The sequence below is a fragment of the Calyptranema fuscum S582 genome, assembly GCF_055793305.1.
The window spans coordinates 24132-42556 of the sequence record NZ_JBSLYH010000011.1; the positions used below are offsets into that span (position 1 = coordinate 24132).

Annotated in this window: 21 protein-coding genes; 11 read left to right on the forward strand and 10 right to left on the reverse strand. The window is 48.7% G+C overall.

The window, feature by feature from the left end:
- Positions 1 to 199: 199 nt before the first annotated feature.
- The 6 genes from ACR6Z4_RS09785 to murG form a co-directional block, all read right to left on the reverse strand.
- Positions 200 to 574 carry a circadian clock KaiB family protein gene (locus ACR6Z4_RS09785; RefSeq protein WP_479717073.1) on the reverse strand — a complete coding sequence of 125 codons (375 nt, stop codon included), beginning with the start codon at positions 572 to 574 and terminating at the stop codon, positions 200 to 202.
- 43 nt (positions 575 to 617) lie between these two features.
- Entirely contained in the window at positions 618 to 950 is a 333-nt protein-coding gene (locus ACR6Z4_RS09790; protein WP_479717183.1) for a circadian clock KaiB family protein, read from the reverse strand.
- Positions 951 to 1008: 58 nt separating this feature from the next.
- Positions 1009 to 2721, reverse strand: a complete 1713-nt coding sequence (kaiC, locus tag ACR6Z4_RS09795) for a circadian clock protein KaiC (RefSeq protein WP_479717074.1) — start codon at positions 2719 to 2721, stop codon at positions 1009 to 1011.
- 92 nt (positions 2722 to 2813) lie between these two features.
- Positions 2814 to 5375 carry a response regulator gene (locus ACR6Z4_RS09800; RefSeq protein WP_479717075.1) on the reverse strand — a complete coding sequence of 854 codons (2562 nt, stop codon included), beginning with the start codon at positions 5373 to 5375 and terminating at the stop codon, positions 2814 to 2816.
- Between the two features lie 551 nt (positions 5376 to 5926).
- The gene (locus ACR6Z4_RS09805; protein WP_479717076.1) at positions 5927 to 6160 is read right to left on the reverse strand and encodes a hypothetical protein; all 234 of its coding nucleotides are present in this window, start codon (positions 6158 to 6160) and stop codon (positions 5927 to 5929) included.
- Between the two features lie 156 nt (positions 6161 to 6316).
- Positions 6317 to 7402 carry an undecaprenyldiphospho-muramoylpentapeptide beta-N-acetylglucosaminyltransferase gene (gene murG / locus ACR6Z4_RS09810; protein WP_479717077.1) on the reverse strand — a complete coding sequence of 362 codons (1086 nt, stop codon included), beginning with the start codon at positions 7400 to 7402 and terminating at the stop codon, positions 6317 to 6319.
- A gap of 145 nt (positions 7403 to 7547) precedes the next feature.
- On the opposite strand from murG, the gene ACR6Z4_RS09815 reads away from it, so the two are divergent.
- The 4 genes from ACR6Z4_RS09815 to trpA all read left to right on the forward strand — a co-directional run bounded on the left by ACR6Z4_RS09815 (position 7548) and on the right by trpA (position 10008).
- Entirely contained in the window at positions 7548 to 8357 is an 810-nt protein-coding gene (locus ACR6Z4_RS09815) for a nuclear transport factor 2 family protein (RefSeq protein WP_479717078.1), read from the forward strand.
- 87 nt (positions 8358 to 8444) lie between these two features.
- Entirely contained in the window at positions 8445 to 8672 is a 228-nt protein-coding gene (ndhL, locus tag ACR6Z4_RS09820; protein WP_479717079.1) for an NAD(P)H-quinone oxidoreductase subunit L, read from the forward strand.
- 125 nt (positions 8673 to 8797) lie between these two features.
- Positions 8798 to 9103, forward strand: a complete 306-nt coding sequence (locus ACR6Z4_RS09825) for a DUF3007 family protein (protein WP_479717184.1) — start codon at positions 8798 to 8800, stop codon at positions 9101 to 9103.
- A 107-nt stretch (positions 9104 to 9210) separates the two neighbouring features.
- Positions 9211 to 10008 carry a tryptophan synthase subunit alpha gene (gene trpA, locus ACR6Z4_RS09830; RefSeq protein WP_479717080.1) on the forward strand — a complete coding sequence of 266 codons (798 nt, stop codon included), beginning with the start codon at positions 9211 to 9213 and terminating at the stop codon, positions 10006 to 10008.
- A gap of 76 nt (positions 10009 to 10084) precedes the next feature.
- Here trpA and ACR6Z4_RS09835 read toward each other — a convergent pair whose 3' ends face one another.
- The gene (locus ACR6Z4_RS09835; RefSeq protein ID WP_479717081.1) at positions 10085 to 10513 is read right to left on the reverse strand and encodes a response regulator; all 429 of its coding nucleotides are present in this window, start codon (positions 10511 to 10513) and stop codon (positions 10085 to 10087) included.
- 694 nt (positions 10514 to 11207) lie between these two features.
- Between ACR6Z4_RS09835 and ACR6Z4_RS09840 the strand changes: the two genes are divergently transcribed.
- Positions 11208 to 11540: a hypothetical protein gene (locus ACR6Z4_RS09840; RefSeq protein ID WP_479717082.1), complete on the forward strand. Its 333-nt coding sequence runs from the start codon at positions 11208 to 11210 to the stop codon at positions 11538 to 11540.
- 182 nt (positions 11541 to 11722) lie between these two features.
- Here ACR6Z4_RS09840 and ACR6Z4_RS09845 read toward each other — a convergent pair whose 3' ends face one another.
- Positions 11723 to 12835 (reverse strand): AraC family transcriptional regulator, encoded by a 1113-nt coding sequence (locus ACR6Z4_RS09845; RefSeq protein WP_479717083.1) that lies wholly within the window; start codon positions 12833 to 12835, stop codon positions 11723 to 11725.
- Positions 12836 to 12906: 71 nt separating this feature from the next.
- On the opposite strand from ACR6Z4_RS09845, the gene ACR6Z4_RS09850 reads away from it, so the two are divergent.
- Together ACR6Z4_RS09850 and ACR6Z4_RS09855 are read left to right on the forward strand one after the other, a co-directional pair.
- On the forward strand, positions 12907 to 13758 hold the full coding sequence (locus ACR6Z4_RS09850; RefSeq protein ID WP_479717084.1) for a tellurite resistance TerB family protein: 852 nt from the start codon (positions 12907 to 12909) through the stop codon (positions 13756 to 13758).
- 201 nt (positions 13759 to 13959) lie between these two features.
- On the forward strand, positions 13960 to 14406 hold the full coding sequence (locus ACR6Z4_RS09855; RefSeq protein WP_479717085.1) for a cupin domain-containing protein: 447 nt from the start codon (positions 13960 to 13962) through the stop codon (positions 14404 to 14406).
- Here ACR6Z4_RS09855 and ACR6Z4_RS09860 read toward each other — a convergent pair.
- Positions 14379 to 14546 carry a hypothetical protein gene (locus tag ACR6Z4_RS09860; RefSeq protein WP_479717086.1) on the reverse strand — a complete coding sequence of 56 codons (168 nt, stop codon included), beginning with the start codon at positions 14544 to 14546 and terminating at the stop codon, positions 14379 to 14381. The genes ACR6Z4_RS09855 and ACR6Z4_RS09860 overlap by 28 nt on opposite strands.
- 241 nt (positions 14547 to 14787) lie before the next feature.
- On the opposite strand from ACR6Z4_RS09860, the gene ACR6Z4_RS09865 reads away from it, so the two are divergent.
- The 4 genes from ACR6Z4_RS09865 (at position 14788) to ACR6Z4_RS09880 (ending at position 16267) form a co-directional block, all read left to right on the forward strand.
- Entirely contained in the window at positions 14788 to 14958 is a 171-nt protein-coding gene (locus ACR6Z4_RS09865) for a hypothetical protein (RefSeq protein WP_479717087.1), read from the forward strand.
- 9 nt (positions 14959 to 14967) lie between these two features.
- Entirely contained in the window at positions 14968 to 15090 is a 123-nt protein-coding gene (locus ACR6Z4_RS09870; RefSeq protein ID WP_479717088.1) for a hypothetical protein, read from the forward strand.
- 142 nt (positions 15091 to 15232) lie between these two features.
- Positions 15233 to 15376, forward strand: a complete 144-nt coding sequence (locus ACR6Z4_RS09875; RefSeq protein WP_479717089.1) for a hypothetical protein — start codon at positions 15233 to 15235, stop codon at positions 15374 to 15376.
- Positions 15377 to 15394: 18 nt separating this feature from the next.
- Positions 15395 to 16267, forward strand: a complete 873-nt coding sequence (locus ACR6Z4_RS09880; protein ID WP_479717090.1) for a helix-turn-helix domain-containing protein — start codon at positions 15395 to 15397, stop codon at positions 16265 to 16267.
- A gap of 392 nt (positions 16268 to 16659) precedes the next feature.
- Here ACR6Z4_RS09880 and ACR6Z4_RS09885 read toward each other — a convergent pair whose 3' ends face one another.
- Positions 16660 to 18099 carry a hypothetical protein gene (locus tag ACR6Z4_RS09885; protein WP_479717091.1) on the reverse strand — a complete coding sequence of 480 codons (1440 nt, stop codon included), beginning with the start codon at positions 18097 to 18099 and terminating at the stop codon, positions 16660 to 16662.
- Positions 18100 to 18425: the final 326 nt, after the last annotated feature.

Here is an 18425-nt window from a genome sequence, read left to right on the forward strand (position 1 = left end):
AAAACGAAAGTTTTGTAAGGGGTGAAGGGGTGGAACCCCTTATTGGGGGCGCAGCCCCCAACCCCCCATGTTGCAAAATTTGGTGTTTGCAACACTAGTACACCAACTTAAAAGTTTTAGAGGGGGTGGAGGGGGTAAAGCCCCCTCTTGGGGGCTGCGCCCCCAACCCCCCATGTTGCAAAATTTGGTGTTTGCAACACTAGACCTTTGGGATCAAGTCTAATCCGAGCAAGACCTTTTCAGTGTTCGACAGATCCCCAATAATTCGTCGGATGGGAGATGGCAGTTGCTTGACCAAGGTCGGAATTGCCACAATATTATCCGTTAGCAAAGAAATTTCAGTTTGGTAAACATCGATGACTTCTAACTCATACCGCCCTTGCAAATGAGTTTCACAAATAGAGTTGAGTCGTTGTAATGCCAACATTGAACGGGACGTTGTACCCGCAACATAAAGCCGCAGACGGTAGTGTTGCTGCTCTGGTTGTGCGATCGCGGCTTCAAAGTTTGCGGTTACAGCATCGTTTGCGCTCTGAGAGCTTTGGTTGCCCTCCTCCGGTGCTTTGTTTACCATGATGCCTTCCTAACAACGGGTATTGATGATATAGACGGATTTTTCATTGGCTGATGGGTCGGATATCCAGCCCTACTAGAATTTTTTCTTGATTTGATAAATCACCAATAATCTGCCGGATAGGATGAGGCAATTTTCGTACTAGGGTCGGAATTGCCAGAATGCTGTCTTGCTTTGCCAGGTCTGGGTTTTGCAATAAATCAATTACTTCAATGCGATATTGTCCCTGGAGATAGTCTTCGCAGAGTTTTTTCAGGTTAGCGAAAGCGGCTACCGACTTGGGTGTTTGTCCGGCAACGTATAACCGTAGTTCCCACTGTTCTGATGTAGAAATATGGGGTGATGGGATTGGATTTTGTTGATGATGTTGATTCATGGCTGTTGTCTCTATATATCCCAATACCAGTACTAAACCACCATGCTGAATCATTGGCTTACCATTGATCTGCCCGACGAAACTGCGCCATCCTCTCGTTATCTTGACGGATACTTGATTCATACAAGGCGTTTGTCTGATTGAGCTGTTCGAGTTCTGCTTGTTCTGCCGCTATTTGCATTTGCAAGGCTGCAATTTGTGCCTCCGCCACTTGCTGTTGTTGCTCCAATTCGCGGCGACGAGTGGCAATTAGCTGTTGTTGTTGCAATTGTGCCTGACGGTCGGCAGATTCCTGGATAGCGCGCGCTGTTCCGGTGAGTACCTGCTTTTGCCCCAGATAGACATCGATGAGTTCTATCCCTTGATTGGTTAGCCGAAATTCTCGGACTTGGTTGGAGTGATCCATCCCCCGAGATTTGACGACTTGCAGAAGCCGATTGCGCTCACCGTTGCCTTCAATCACGCGAACATCAAGCCAGGTATCCATAAGCGACGAAATGCCGATCTCGGTATGTTCTAACGGGCTGTCTCCGGTTACCAGATTGGTTAATAAGACGGTGATCTGTTGCGCTTTCAAATAATCAATCAGGCGCATAAAGAAGATTTTGATTTGCAGGAGGCTGCCCGTCAGATAAAAATTGCTGACCGGATCGATGACCAGGGTACTGGGTTTCACCTGGTTGAGCCAGCGATGAATCTGCACCAGGTGCAGTTCTAACCCATAAGCAGTGGGGCGTAACGATTGGATCTGAAGCAAGTTTTGCTCCAGATAAGGCGCTAAATCGACGCCGATGGATCGCATATTGCGGAGAATCTGCTGGGGAGCTTCTTCAAACGCCAGATATAAACAGCGTTCTCCTCGCTGACAGGTCGCTTTGGCAAAATGGGCTGCGATCGAGCTTTTGCCTGTGCCTGCCATGCCTGTGATCAAAATGCTGCTACCCCGATAGTAACCCTGCTCTGACAACATGGTATCGAGCCGAGGAATGCCACTAGAGATGCGATCGCTAGAAATACTGTGGTTGAGACCAACCGAGGTAATGGGTAAAACCGAAATGCCGTCCGCTTCAATTAAAAACGGATATTCATTGCTGCCATGTTGAGACCCCCGGTATTTCAAAATCTGGAGCCGTCGGGTAGACAATTCATCTTGAATGCGTTGATCTAACCGAATTACACAATCTGAGACATATTCTTCTAAGCCTTGACGGGTCAGCATCTTGTCACCCCGCTCTCCGGTGATAATAGCCGTTACCCCTTTCGTTTTCAGCCACCGAAACAACCGCCGCAGTTCTGCCCGAATAATGGAGGCATTGGAAAAACCAGAAAACAACACTTCAATCGTATCTAACACGATCCGTTTGGCACCAATTTGATCGATCGCATTGCCCAGACGAATAAACACCCCTTCCAGGTCATAATCCCCTGTTTCTTGAATTTCGCTGGGATCAATATAAAAACAATCAATCGCAAGTTGCTGTTGCGATATTAACTGTGCCAGATCCCACCCTAATGAGGCAACATTTTGAGCCAGTTCATCAGCCGTTTCTTCAAACGAAATAAACACCCCTGGTTCACCATATTGGGTAGCTCCGTGGACTAAAAACTCCATTCCTAGCAATGTTTTACCGCAGCCCGCAGCACCACAAACCAGCGTGGGGCGTCCTTTGGGCAGACCTCCTCCCGTAATTTCATCTAATCCCTGGATGCCCGTTGGGCACTTAGCTAATTTGAGATTGGGAGCATTAATTGGGGTATGAGATTGAATCATAAATAATGGCTTTTTTAAAGAGGCGAAATTTATTTTTTCCAAGGTTGACTTTTAGCCGATCGAGTCCATATCGCAACAACCGATTGAGCCGCTCAGGATTGAGCAGGTTCATGTACTTGCACTCGATTGCGCCCGCTTGCCTTAGCGCGGTAAAGTGCCTGGTCTGCAAGACAATAGAGCCGTCGCAAGTCAGTTTCGTGCTCAGGTAATTGGGCAATGCCTGCACTGCAAGTGATTTGAAAGGAATCTCCAGTGGCTGAAAGAAATACATACTGCTCTAACTGGTGAAGCACTTGATTGAGCCGATCTACACCAGTTTGCGCCGTTGTGCCATACATGCCAACAATAAACTCTTCACCGCCCCATCGTCCAACAATGTCTTCTTGCCGAAACGCCTGGTGAAGCAGCTTGCCAAAATAATTTAATACTTGATCCCCGGCATCATGCCCATACCGATCATTGACCTGTTTGAAATGGTCTAAATCTAATATGGCCAGGCTGAAGGGTTGTTGTTGGCGTCCAGCTAACCGCATTAAGCGGATCAGGTCTTGCTGTGCTTTTCGTCGCAGGCTCACACCTGTCAACTCATCCAGGTCAATGGTTTCCCAGAGATGTCGTTGGTCTAGTCGAGTTCTTACACGGGTTAGAAGCTCTTGGGCAACCACAGGTTTGCTCAGAAAATCATCAGCTCCAACAGCAAAACTGCGTTGAACTGTTTCAACATCGGCATGAGCTGATAAAAACAGCACAGGTAGACGATTCCAGCGTAAATCGCTGCGAATTACCTGGCAAAGTTCAATGCCACTGAGGGGAGGAATTGTTGCTTTATAGGGAGAGCGATCGCGTCGAGTTGGTTGGCATAACTCGATATCTAGAATAAGCAAGTCAGGCTCTGTCTGCTCCAATACCTGCCAAAATTGATGGGGATCACTGAGCAATGCGACTTGATAGCCACAGGGTGTCAATAGATTGCTGAGAAGATTGAGCAAGCCTAAATCATCATCTACGATCAGGATGCGAGCAGCAGATCGATTGATTTGTTGCAGCACTTGAGTAATGGCTGTAAAGACTTGCGTGGGCGCGATCGGCTTTTGCAAAAAGCATCGGATGCCTAAGCGAGCTGCTTCCACTCGCTTTTCAAACGTTTCTTCGGCGCTTAACGTGACGACGGGTATATCAGGATATTGGCGATGAGCGGTAGCTAAAAACTCTAAACCGTTTGCAGCACCTGAGAAATTAAGATCTAGCAAAATGGCATGGATAGAGCGATTCCGTAAAATCTGTTGAGCTGTTTCTAAATCAGTTGCCGTTTCGCTGCGCAAGCCCCACGATAAGGCTTCTTTAGCTAGCACCTGCGCCAATGATTCGTCAGCATCTACGATCAGCACCGTCATCTCATAGGACGTAGAGGGAAAACGTTGCCAGGTGTTGACTGTTTCTGTTGGGTTTTCTGTCTCTGAATCCTGTAGATATAACCCTAATGTGGCGATCAGGTGAGTGAGTTGGTCTATTTCAGATTTTTCTAAAGTGGCTTGCTGCTTTAGAAGTTGCTGAATTTGGCGTGAAATCAGGGAGGCTTCATCTAAGCCAAAACTGCCCAATGAGCCAACTAAGGTATGGGCTTCTCGCTCTGCTTGCTGCTGCTGTGCTGGTGTCAGAGAGCCATTTTGCATTGCCTCGACCGCTTGCTGAATCCTTGAGAGGCGATCGCAATAAGACTGGCGTGCCTGCTGCCATACGTCCTGCAACTCCGGCAAGACCAATGACAGAGCCGATGGTACAGATTGAGGTAATAAGTCTACATTCTCCCCGATAACCTCGCCAATTCCCCTACCTCCCCTATCTCCCCTACCTCCCCCATCACCCCTATCTCCCCCATCTCCCTTACCTCCCCTATCTCTCCCATCTCCCCCATCTCCCCCATCTCTCCTTTCCTCTGGTCGTACTCCTGCACCGATGAGCTGCCAGGGTCTGAGACGATAGCCTAGTTTGTAAATTGTTTCAATCGGGTCTGTCGATCCGGCTTGCTTCAATTTTTGCCGCAATCCTTTGATGTGCGCTCGCACTGCGCCCTGACTCGGCATTTCCTCAACGCCCCACAGCGCAATCAGCAGGCGATCGAGGCTAAAAATTTGATCGGGATGACGCAGAAAAAGTTCGAGAAGTTCATATTCTTTAGCAGCCAATAAAATTGGCTGATTTTGATACATGACCTCACAGTTACTTGGATTAAGAGACAACCCACCCCATTGAAGTTGGGGCGATCGCATTCCCTGGTTGCGTCGCAGTAGTGCCCGAATGCGTGCCAGTAGCTCATCCAGGTCAAACGGTTTGACCACATAATCATCGGCACCTGCATCTAAGCCGAGCACTTTATTCGTAGTTGCATCCAGCCCGGTCATTAGCAGAATAGGGGTATTCCGGTTAGGACTCAGCGGTGAATTTGTTTTCATCCGTAACTGCTGACAGAATTCAATGCCCGTTAATTCTGGCAACGTCCAGTCCAACAAAATCAGGTCATAGGTATTTGTTTCGGCTAAGTTCCAGCCCATCTGCCCGTCTGTTGCGAGATCGACTTGATAGTGATGCTTGGTCAAGGTTCGATGCAGCAGTACGGCTAGACTTTGATCATCTTCTACACATAGGATTTTCACAGTTCAATACTTGAGCAACTATTCCTGCTGGAGTTTTAGTGGAATTTAATGAGGTTTACTCATTTCCTGATAATCAAAAACTATGAAAAATTTATGAAGGATTTATGAATAGTTACCAAGCGTAACAGCGGCGATTCGTTGCCTGGGTCAATATAGCACTTTGCACCTGGATAAATTGCTGCCGTCAAACAAGAGCCGCGCAAAGCGCGGCTCTTGTTTGACCAAATTGATTAAAACCCGGAAGTTTATGTTTGGTTTGATTAAATCCACGATCCTAAAGATCACAAATCAAATAACCTGTAATTCTTTTTGAGAGAGCGACGGCGGAGCCGTCGCTCTCTCAAAAAGAATTGGGTTTGATTAAATCCACGATCCTAAGTGCAGAAACGATAGTATGGGGCGCGGAGCGCCTCACAACACCGGACTGAATCAACCCGTACAGCTCTATATGCTTGACGCTATCGAGAATTGCTAGAGTTGGCGCTCGCCCGGTCATCCCTACCAGGTACTTTTCCAGGTATGCGATCGTTTGATATCTAAATGGAACTCCGTCAAGGTTTTTGGGCTATTTCTTCTTCGGCTCGGTGCAGCATCGTGTCTTTCACATGCTCTTCTTTTTGCCGTCCATGGGTTAGCGTTTCGCGAGCGTGTTCAGCGGCGATCGCATCTCCTTTGTCTTCCGTATGCAGTTCAGCTTCTGTCCGGTTCAACATGGCATCGTGGAGGTGTTCGTCGTGTTGCCGTTGCTGAGTCAGATTTTTTCTGGCGAGGTCTTCTGTCGTCATGGCTTTAACCGTTAGATGTGTAATGGTGTCAATGTGTGATTGTCAAATAGGTTTTGCTTCGGCTCACTGTGATCCCTACTTTCAAATTGACATCAACTTCAACTCTCGGTTTAAAACAGACAAAAATGTTGTTAAACGCACAGAAAACTTTATACGTTAATGCATGCCTGGGTGAAGGGTCTGACGGATCAGGGTTGCCAGTCGTTCGGCACTGTCGGTAATTGCCAATTTTTCAGCGGCGTCTGCCATCTCAGACAAACGAGGCGATCGCAAGAGATGCAACACCTTATCGGTCAGTCGTTCTGGCGTGAGTTCGGCTTGCTGATAGACCAGGGCGGCACCTGCGGCAGCAAATACGGCAGCATTATAGGTTTGGTGGTCTTCTGCCGCATAGGGATAGGGAATTAAAATCGATGGCGTATGCGTGACCGCTAACTCGGTTAGGGTTCCCGCTCCGGCTCGACTAATTGCCAGGTTTGCACGCTGCAACAACGCTGCCATGTCGTGATAAAAGGGCAAGGCAAAATAATGGGGATGGGTCAAACTTTGGGCATCGGGATCGTTGTCTCCCGTTAAATGAACAATCCATACACCCGCGTCAACCCAATCCAAGACACATTTGCGGATGAGTTGATTGACCGCCAATGCCCCCTGACTGCCACCGACGACGATAATCAACGGCACATCAGCTGGAATCGGTAAATTGGGCAGTGTTGGGGAGGTCGTTAGAGCATCTAAAAACTGCGATCGCACAGGGGTGCCTACACAAATTTTTTGGGCACGAGGGAGATAGGGAGCGGCTGCCTCAAACCCAAGAGCAACTGTGCTGCACCACGGACTGAGCCAGCGCGTCACTTTTCCGGGTAAGACATTGGATTCATGTAAAATTGCAGGCAACCCCAGGGTACGGGCAGCAATGATGGCAGGTGCCGCGATGTAGCCCCCGGTAGTGAACACCCCTTGAAAATTTCCCCGCCGCAGTAATGCCCTAACTTGAAAAATCGAGGCGAAAATCCGACTAAAAATTTTCAGCGTTCCTAGCCCAAATCGTTGCTGAAATCCTTCAATATCAATCGTATGGAGTGGGTAACGCTGGGCAACCAATTGGGTTTCCAGGCGATCGGGAACACCCAACCACTCGATTTGATAGTCTGATAATTGCTCGGCTGTGGCGATCGCGGGGAATAAATGCCCCCCTGTACCGCTGGCTGCAATTAGAATTCTTTTAGATCCATCTGTCATCAGTCGAGAAATTGAAGTCTGGAGTATGAACAATGAAGACCTGGCAGCGCAAACAGAGTTCAGGCTAACCTAGTTGTTTAAGCAAAGACCACTTACATCGTCATTCTCCCTCATCGGAAACTGTTTCTTACAAAATTTTGCCAATATGCTCAAATCCTTTACGTCGTCGCACAGTCACCTACCCCGGCAAATTTCGGTTGCCCTGACCTCTTTAGCCGCTGGGTTAGTCTTGGGCTGGGCTGGCATTGCAACTGCCCAAACCGAACCTGCTGCACCACCACCTGTGGAACTGACCGATACCCTGACACAGATTGATGCTGCTGCAACAGGCAGAGACGTGGATGTCGTGATGGAGTTTTATAGCCCCGACTTTACCAGTGATGATGGGCTAACCTATGACACCTTAGAAGAGTCACTGAAGCAGTTTTGGGATCGATTTGAGCAAATCTCTTACACCACTGAGTTGACCCAGTGGCAGCAAGAAGGAGAGGCACTGATTGCCGAAACCACAACCACTATTACGGCAACCCAAACGACTGAGGAACGGGATTTTGAACTCAATGCGACGATCGTCTCTCGCCAACGGTTTGAGGGTGGGCAAATTGTTCATCAAGATGTGTTGTCTGAACAGAGCCAGTTGACCAGTGGCAATAATCCGCCGACGGTGACGGTCAATTTGCCAGAGCAGGTTCGACCGGGTGAAGAATTTGCATTTGATGCCATTGTCCAGGAACCTCTGGGCAATCAATATCTCATGGGGGCAGCGGTTGATGAACTCGCCAGCACCGATGCTGTTGCTAACCCGGCGTCGATCGATCTGGAGTTATTGACTGCCGGTGGATTGTTTAAGGTCGGTGTTGCGCCGGATACAACGGGCGATCGCTGGATTTCGTCTGCCATTGTTCGACAAGATGGCATTACCGTGACTAGCCGCCGATTGCGTATTGCCGAGTAAGCCTGACCCATTCCTGCCTTGCATTCGTGCCCTCTACCTGTAAGATAGAGAGTGATCAACGGCATTGGTGACTTAATTTTTATCATCATGAATTTGCCTATCCCCTTCTCTTTGCTTCTCTACGCTGCCTTGGGCGGTGCTTATCTGATCGTGCTTCCGGCGATCGCATATCTCTATCTCAAGCAACGATGGTACATAGCCGTTTCTATCGAACGTGTGTTCATGTACTTCATGGTTTTTCTTCTGTTTCCTGGCTTGCTACTCTTTAGCCCGTTTCTCAACTTTCGTCCGCAGAAACGGCAATTGCAGCCCTAATATCTTGTCAACACTCAAATCTGAGGGGTCGGCAAGGCATTAGACCTCCGAGGTTTAAAACCTCGGAGGTCTGGCGGAGCGCAAAGACAGCAAGCCGTGTTTTGACTATTTTTGGGTTGCTACGAATGCGGCGGATTGATGTAATTGGTATTGGTATTGGCATTTTTGCCGCAGGTGGCATTGCTTATCTGATCCTGCGATCGCTGGGTCTCAATGGTATTGATGCTGGCATATGGGCGCAGACCCTATTGGTGGGCGGTCTGATGGGTTGGATCGTGACCTACCTATATCGGGCTGTAACCAAAACCATGACTTACAATCAGCAACTCAAAGACTACGAAGATGCCATCTTGCAAAAGCGTTTGGACGAAATGACCCCTGAAGAACTAGCCCAACTACAAGCTGAGATCGACGCCGAGAGAGCGGAATAGGGGTTGCGTATTCAGCAATTCCATTAGATCGGCAACTTCAGGTACGGACACTGTTAGCAAACTGGTTTAGATCCCCTGATATCACCCTTAACTTTTAACCCTGAACAATGGCTTCTGTTTCCGACTGCATAGATAAATTGCGCGATCGCGGTCAGTGTGCGCTGATTCCCTTCATTACAGCGGGTGATCCCGATTTAGAGACGACGAAAGCGGCACTGCAAGCGCTCGATCGCAGTGGTGCAGATCTGATCGAACTGGGGGTTCCCTATTCGGATCCGTTGGCAGATGGTCCCATTATTCAGGCGGCGGCAACACGGGCACTTCAACGAGGGGTGCGGTTAGAAGATGTGTTGCATCTGGTAAAAGAAGTCAGCCCGACGATTCAGGCTCCGATTATTTTATTTACTTACTACAACCCGATTCTCAAGCGCGGCATTGAGACATTTTTGCAGCAGATTGCTGAGGCTGGGGTCAAGGGGTTGGTGGTGCCCGATTTACCGCTCGAAGAAATGGATGTGTTGCTGAAACCAGCGGCAGACCATGGGATTGATGTGATTTTGTTGGTTGCACCCACCAGTCCAGAAGACCGGATTAAGGCGATCGCCACTCAATCTCAGGGATTTATCTATCTGGTGAGTGTGGTCGGCGTGACGGGGATGCGATCGCAGGTGGAAAATCGGGTGCAAGATTTGCTAATGAAGCTGCGCACCTCGACCGATAAAGCGATCGGGGTTGGCTTTGGCATTTCACAACCAGAGCATGCCCATCAAGTTATGGAATGGGGAGCTGATGCTGTAATTGTTGGCAGTGCCTTTGTCAAACGATTGGCAGAAGGAACCCCGGCTCAGGGGTTACAGGCGATCGAAACGTATTGCCATAGTTTGAAAATTGCCATTACTCAATAATGGTGTAGCCGCAGGGTACGGCAAATTTTTAGGGAGTGCGCGCCTTTGGCGCATGCTCCCTCATATGTTTAGAGACTTAAGACCGAAGCCATTGGTTAATAATTTGTTGCAAGTTGCGCCCCGAAACAGGCTTGCTCAAAAAATCATCCATGCCTGCTGCCAAACACCGTTCGCGATCGCCTGCCATGGCATACGCCGTTAGCCCAATAATAACCGTATGCCTTTCGCTGCCTTCCTTTTGGCGAATCGAACAGGTCGTTTGGTAGCCATCCATTTCCGGCATCCGACAATCCATAAAAATAATGTCGTAGGTGGTTTGCTCTAACTTTGTTAAAGCTTCATGCCCATTTCTGGCACCCTCGACGCAATAGCCCAGATTGCTCAGCAACAGGCTAAACAAGGCATTATTACTCAAATCATCTTCTACCACTAATACTTTGAAAGGGGTAGGGCACGTTGTCGCCGCATGAGATGAAAGAGTATCCGGCTTTTGTGAATCTGTCATTGTTTAGATGGGATGGCACAATTTGAACACTTCCTGTCCCTACCGAACTGGGATGAGGCATGACTTCAGTTACACCCTTAGAATCGCGGATTGAATAACCCCCATTCTTTCTAAAAGAGCGATGCCCGAGCTATCACCCTCTGCAAATAAATAACAAGTTCATTGATCTGTAATCCTTAGGATCACAAATTAATTAAAATCCAGAAGTTTATTTTTGGAAACGCGGCTCCGCCGCGTTTCCAAAAATAAATCTTCGGTTTTGTTAAATCCACGATTCTTAATATCATCTTAAGAGGCACATTACCACGTAACGAAGACGTAACTATTTGCAGCAAACATTTAAGAAATTCAAGAATCGTCGAGTCACAATAGCGGATTTAATCCACGATTCTTAAGATCACCGAAGATCTATTGTTGGCAGCACGGCGTCGCTGTGCTACCGATGCGCTAGACACAAGCAGGGGATCAGGTCTAAAGTTTCCCTGCAAAGGGGACTGAGGGAGATCTAAAACAGGTTTTTACCCCCACCAAGACATTTCAAATATCCCTTTAGATGATGAGCAAAACTTATATTTTGTGCCTGAAAGACATAAAACATTAACTCCCTGGCCAGGTGCGATTAAAGATGGCATGAGCTATAAAAAATGGCTAGGGTGATACAGTCTCCAAGCAAATGGTCTAGAGGAATGTGACGATGGCTGAAATCCAATTGGCAGTTGAGGGTGAAGGCGCGATCGCCGCGACAGAGGCACTGTTGGAAATTCCAGGGATCACAGGCGACTATCAACTGATCTCAGAGGATATCTATCGCGAAGGCATGACCGCCGCGATCGCCACAATTATAGGAATTGTCGGGGGCACACTGGCGATCGCTGAGCAGATGCGTACGTGGTATCAGGAGTATCGTGCCGACAAAGATGGCAAACATATCGACAACGTCCTGATTATTACCTCCAGAGGCAGAATTTTGTTGGAGGATGCCACTCTAGAAGAAATTGCCAAAGCCTTAGAACCTTTCGCCCAATAAGCCTTCGCCCAATAAGCCCCCCAATGCTGTATCTCGGTAGTGTTTCAAATCCGTCATTAATTGTTTGGAAAGGTGCGCGCGCATCTTCCCAAACAATTAACAACAGATCCAGGACATCACCCCGCGTCTCCCACCCACCCAACAAGGCGTTGGCGAAGCCGGTGCAAAGCACACTCACACGGTTAGGCACTGCGGCGAAACTCACTTGGAGAAACGCCCATCCAACGTCGAAACGCACGGTGAAATGCGCTGGTTTCCGAAAATCCTAATAAAAAAGCGACCTCACTCACCGCAATTTGTGCTTCCCGCAAATAGTAGACCGAAAGCTCCCGCCTCATGTCGTCGAGTAACGTATGGTAAGACGTGCCTGCTTCTTCTAGCTTTCGTTGGAGAGTACGGGGGGCATAGCCAAGTTGCTGAGCGATCGCCCCTAAGCTGGGATTACCTCCTCGCAATCCCTCGCTGATCAAGCGATTGACGCTATCAAGCAGGCGTTCAGACTGTGGTAATCGAGCCAACAGTTCTTCGGCATGGCGATCGAGAATGGAGGAAAGCCCCGGATCGGCTTGTGCCAGAGGGCGTTGGATCAGTGCCGCATCCAACTTCATTTCGTTCACGGGCTGATCGAACGCTAAAGCAGATTGAAACAAGTGATGGTACGCAGACAAGTCCCGTGGTTTGGGATGCTGGAACCCCATCTGTAACGGCACCAAATCCAGCCCCGTTAACTGACGACTCAACAGCACAAAGTTAGCTCCTACCCATTCATCCATCGCATCATTGGGTGGCAGGGGTGTACTGGGAATTGCCATCGTAATCCGGGCAACATTTCCCTCAACCTCGAAGGTAAATTCAGCTCCCGTATGCCTGAGCCGCGAGTAACGCACTAACCGTTCAAATGCTTCCCCTAAATTGGCGCTGCTGTGCATCGCATAACCCAATACATCCCAGGTTTTCGGTTTGGCGGCGGTCGCCATCTGCAAGCCAATGCTTCTGTTTGGCGATCGCTGAGTAATGGCTTGCCAGAGCGCACAAAACCGTTCGTGAGAAATCCGCCCATCCACATCCTCTAAACAGTGGGGGGCAAGCTTTAGGGCAGCCAGGAGATCAGCGGCATTCAGTCCACAGTGGGTAGCAGCGTCCAAAATCGCTTGCACGAGTCTAACGGAGACGGAATTTTGTATGAGATGCGGCTCCACGCTCTCAGGATGATTCATGGACATGGGCAGAGGTTGCAGAGTGGCACGTTTGGCACAGTGACATTTTAAGTCAATTTTTTCGACGTTTTTAGTCACTGCTTTGCCAGTGGGGTAGCCAGTAGTCTGAATCTATCAACAATTTCACTCCTTTAAAGTTAGAGGTCGTGATGGACATTGCAGTTTTTTCTTCGCGAGAATTACCGTTAGTGTTGCGATCGCTCATAGCAGTGGCGGCTAACCCTAAAGCGTTAACCCCACGCGAACAGCAATTTTTAGAGACTGTTACGGCGCTGCACCACGGCAATCGAGAGGTGGCAGCACTATCAGTTACGCCCTGCCAGGTGGCACAATCGATTCCCCAGGAGCACCACCGCAGGCGGCTCTTGCAAATGGCGATCGTGATGGCAATGGTTGATGGTGAAACGGCTCCCCAACAGCAGCAAGCTCTGAGGCTACTGTCTGAGGCACTCTCAGTGCATGAGCAAGGGTTACGAGTGCTCCAGGAGTCGGCAAACGGTCATCAACGGCTGGTGCAGTTCCAGATGATGCGGCGCATGATGAGCCAGATCGTGATGCCTGCATTGCATGAAGAAGGGATTGCGGGAGTAACCAAGATTGTTGCGCCACTGTTCTTTAAAGCCGGTGACGATCCAGCGATCGCTCGAAACTATCACCAACTTGGTCACTTACCCCACGGAACACTGGGTCATACCTTTTGGCAACACTACACCAAAATGGTTTTCCCTTTCCGGGCGAAGCGGGTGGCATCCCAGAACGTCTTGTATTCCATGACTTGGGGCATATCCTTTCGGGTTACGATACCACCCCAAAAGATGAAATTCAGCAGGGTGCATTTCAAGCTGGTTTTATTCGCAAAGATGGGTTTGCATTTCTGTTGTTTGTCATTTTGCAGTTTCACTGGAACATCAAAATCACTCCCATTGCTGATTCTGCTCAGGGTTTATTTGATATCCCGCTCGTTATCCATGCGTTGCAGCGAGGAGCGGCTTGTAGCGTAGATTTATCCAATCACTGGAACTTTTGGGAGGTGATGGATCTGCCGTTAGAGGTGGTGCGCGATCGCTATCATATTCCTCCCCTCAGCCCTGCCTCACTGGTCGCAGCATAAGAGAACAGCAATCCCTTTGAAAGCTGTAATCACCCGATAGCACAGTAGAAAATTTTTACATTCACACAGAGTTTAGAGAGGACGTTGAGAAATGACGGTATTACGCAGTCAAGCAGGTCAAACCCTACAAGTATTAAGCGATCGGATCTGTATCAAATTACAATCGGCTGCCTCACCCAACCACATGGCAGTAATGACCGTGGAGGTTCCGCCGGGTGGTTTTGTTCCGCCGCATACTCATGCCAAAGAAGAAGAAAGCTACTTTATGCTGGAAGGAATAATGATCGTGCAATTAGGCAACCAGGAATTTTCGATCGAACCGGGTGATTTTGTTCATGTGCCCGCACGAACGATACATGCTTACAAGAACCAGTCCAATCAATGCGCTCGCTTTCTGGCATGGAGTATTGGCGGAGCCATTGACGAATTTTTCACTGAAATGGCAGAAAAAGTTCGAGAGATCCCTGATGATCTACCTAAAATGCCTGAAATTCTTCAGAAATATGGTATTCAAATGGTTGAACCGTCCATGACGTAGACGTTACACCCTGCCATCCGCGTCAACATCATTGGTAGCGTCTTGCTTTGAGGTCGGAGCATCGATAGGCGATCGCATGACACCTTTACAAGAGGCGATCGCAAGTCATACAAACGGTAGGGGTTTGGCATTTTGCTCATAGATACGGGAATTGACCAAAAAATCCAACCGAAATGCCGAACCCTTACGTGTGGCGAGAGGCGATCGCAAACCTCGGAGGTTTTAACCCATCAGCTACCATCGTGCCTAAGACTGTGGCTGAAACCTCCGAGGTTTTGGTCAAAATGTCAGTCCTGGTAAAATTCAACCGAAACGCTAAACCCTTACGTGTGGCGATAGGCGATCGCAAACCTCGGAGGTTTTAAACCAGCATCCATCATTGTGCCTGATATTGCAGCTGAAACCTCCGAGGTTTTGGTCAAAATGTTAGTCCTAGAAAAATCCAACCGCAATGCCGAACCTTTACGTGTGGCAAGAGGCGATCGCATGACACCTTTACAAGAGGCGATCGCAAGTCATACAGACGGTAGGGGTTTGGCATTTCGCCCATAGATACGGGAATTGACCAAAAAATTTAACCGAAATGCCGAACCCTTACATGTGGCGAGAGGCGATCGCATGACACCTTTACAAGAGGCGATCGCAAGTCATACAAACGGTAGGGGTTTGGCATTTCGCCCATAGATACGGGAATTGACCAAAAAATCCAACCGAAATGCTAAACCCTTACGTGTGGCGATAGGCGATCGCAAACCTCGGAGGTTTTAAACCAGCATCCAGTAATGTACCTAATACTGTGGCTGAAACCTCCGAGGTTTTGGTCAAGATGTTAGTCCTGGTAAAATCCAACCGAAATGCCGAACCCTTACGTGTGGCGGGAGGCGATCGCATGACACCTTTACAAGAGGCGATCGCAAGTCATACAGACGGTAGGGGTTTAGCATACGAGAATGAATACAATGGGAACTAGACAAATTGGGTTTGCATTATGAAGACTTCTGCTAACCGTCAAATTGAATGTACCAGTTTGCCCATGTTGTCTAGTCGAAACCAGGGTTGGAGAAACATTCTGGTCGAGCAATTTCAACACCCTGCGGGGGAGGGGAAAACGTATTACAGTGATGAGCATTCGATTTGTTTGTCTCTTGCCCCACGCCCAGTCGGTTTACTACTCACTCAGGGTGACAAGACCCGTACCGAATTATACGCGAAGGGCGACATTGGTATCACACCTGCCCAGATGCCACTTTTTGCCCGTTGGGATAGCGACGATCGCTTCTTGCAAATTCGGATTGCGTCTCATTTGTTCCAAAGCGTTGCCAGAGAAACCCTTGATAAAAATCCTGAACGGTTAGAATTACTCCCGGAATTTCGGACTCGCGACCCTCAGCTTGAAGCGATTGGTATGATGCTACTCGCCGAACTCAAACAGGAGAACTTAGGCGGCAGGCTCTATATTGAATCACTGACAAATGTTTTAGCAGTCCATTTGCTCAGACAGTATGCTGCTAGCAAGCCTCGTCTCACGGTTTATCAGGGTGGATTACCCAAACGCCAACTTCTACACATCTTGGACTACATTGACACCCATCTAGATCAAGACATCAAGCTGGCAGATTTAGCTCAGTTGCTGAGCATGAGCCAATTTCATTTCAGCCATCTATTTAAGCAGTCGATCGGGATAGCGCCCTACCAATACCTGCTTCAGCAACGGGTAGAAAGGGCAAAGCAATTGTTGAAACAAACAGACCAATCGATTATAGATATTGCCTTTCTGTGTGGGTTCAACAGCCATAGTCATTTGAGTAAACAGTTTCGGCAATTAACAGGCATGACACCCACAGCCTATAGAACCAATTAAACAATCATGCCTTTGTACAGTAAGCAGTATAACGGTTTCGCTCACTGGACACAGATAACTAAACGATTGCTGCTGAGCTAGAACATCAAGCAAAACATCACTGTCAAACAATACCCGCCTCAACTGTATTTCTCCTCCAGGTTGTCCACATAGGACTCTGTAGGCTCTTTTGTACCTAGCTGAACTACTCCAATTAAGCTTTGAGCCCAGGGATTAAGGTCTGTTAAAGAATTCAGGCGCATTCTACCGTAGGGGCAGGTTTTGCCGAAACGCTGACTGCAAACCGATCAGGAATGTGCTAAACCTGCCCTTACAAAGATTCGCCAGTCAATCAGCATCAACCCTTCCCCGGTTATGTTGGCTAGTTCTCACTTCAGTGCCACAACCGATCGCTACGGCACTCCTGGCAAAGCCATCGGCGGTGGCATCCAATGACCCCGGCTAACCAGACGGACATCGGTGCCTGTGACATTGGTGTGGTAGACCCACATGGATTGTTGCATCGGCGTGTCGGAGGTTGCCTGATCGACCAAGATTTGCACCGCCCACCCTGGACGAATATCCATACCACAGCTGGGAGAACCTGGATGGGTATTCAAACAGCGATCAAAGAAGCGGGCTTCTGCCCAGAACAGACGCAAGCTGGATGCAGGAATTCCGGCATGTTCTGCGACTTGGGCAAGCATTCGACGCTGTACGGCTTCGGATAGACTTTGCAACCCATCCGGTTGGGGAGTCCAGGAATCAGCATCAGACCCTTGTGGGATGTAGTAAACCAGGCGAAGCGGATCTGAACGCACCCCTCCTGTAACGATCACGCGCCATCCAGACACACTGACATCAGGGCAAATGCCGCGCATTGGCAGAGATGGGCCAGAACCGCCACCACACTCGTTCCAGGTTACAGACTCAATCGATTCAACCTGGGAACCGAGATTTGCTGGTGCGTCTGCGGACATCTCAAGCATCAGTTCAGAGGTGTTGAACCGCTCCTGGGCATCTTGCATCACCGCATTGACCAGAGTAACTGGAAGGGTGCCCAGCGTTACCTCATCATTTTCCTCAAATCTAATGTCTGTATGGATGGGAGAGCCGAAACCCCGCAGGCGAACAATGCGATCGCGACCATTGGCAACGGCTAAGATCCGCCATCCCAGATAGGTGGGTGCAATTGGGCAAAACTCCTCGTCTGGGCAGGCAGTGGCGGGGAGAAAAGATTCTTCGGGCGCGGCCAGAATTTGCAAATCGGATGGTGCAACCTGAAGGGTACTGGCAATTTGAGACCGCATCTCTTCCGACACATCTTGAATGGGAGAGGCAACAGCCCACGATCGCCAATCGACATAATAGGTTCGCATCATGGTTTGGTGAATAGTGGGAAACTCACCCATGACAATGACTCGCCAACCTGTACGAGATCTAGACTCACAGGGAGCGTAGGAGAAGCGTCCGTGAGGCAAGTCGGGGTCGCAATCCTCCCAGGTGGCCGGTTCGACATGGACAATGCGAATGTTATCGATGCGATTTTGATAGTCTCGCTGAAAGGTACGTTGCACAGTATTTGCAACGGAACGAGGTAATCCTAATCGCTCCAATGCAACGGTGGGATGGGAGGACGCGATCGCTGAGCGTCCAATCGTGAAAACTGAGGACAAGGGCAGAAAATGGGCAAGGCTGTTGCTGGCAATCGCAATCCATACCCCAATTGCCACATAGATGAATTGTTGAATCTTGATCACCACACATCCTGCTATAAACGATTTGCCAGAGAATGCGCCTGAACCTATTGCTACTGTAAATAGAAACGGTTGTTGCCTGGTTTTAGTTGCCAAAACTGTAACCAGACAAGACAACCTCTAATGTCCTGGTTAAGGTGAGAATGTCAGTTCAGACCTGTGGCAAAACCCTATGATGGGACACTCGGCAAGTAGCTTTCCTGTAGAGGGTTGGCAGCGATCGCTGTTCTTCTGGAAAGAGCGTTTGAATGGGGGACAACCACTTTAAGAATTAAAGTAAAGATCAGCTAATGGCTTCACAGCCACTGACTGATTTTAAAGCAAGTGAAATTTGTCCAATAGGACATTCATCTCCTTTGTATAAAAAAAATATTCCCGAATTGAAATGCTTTCCATAAAAAAACTTTCGCTGTTTTTTGCAC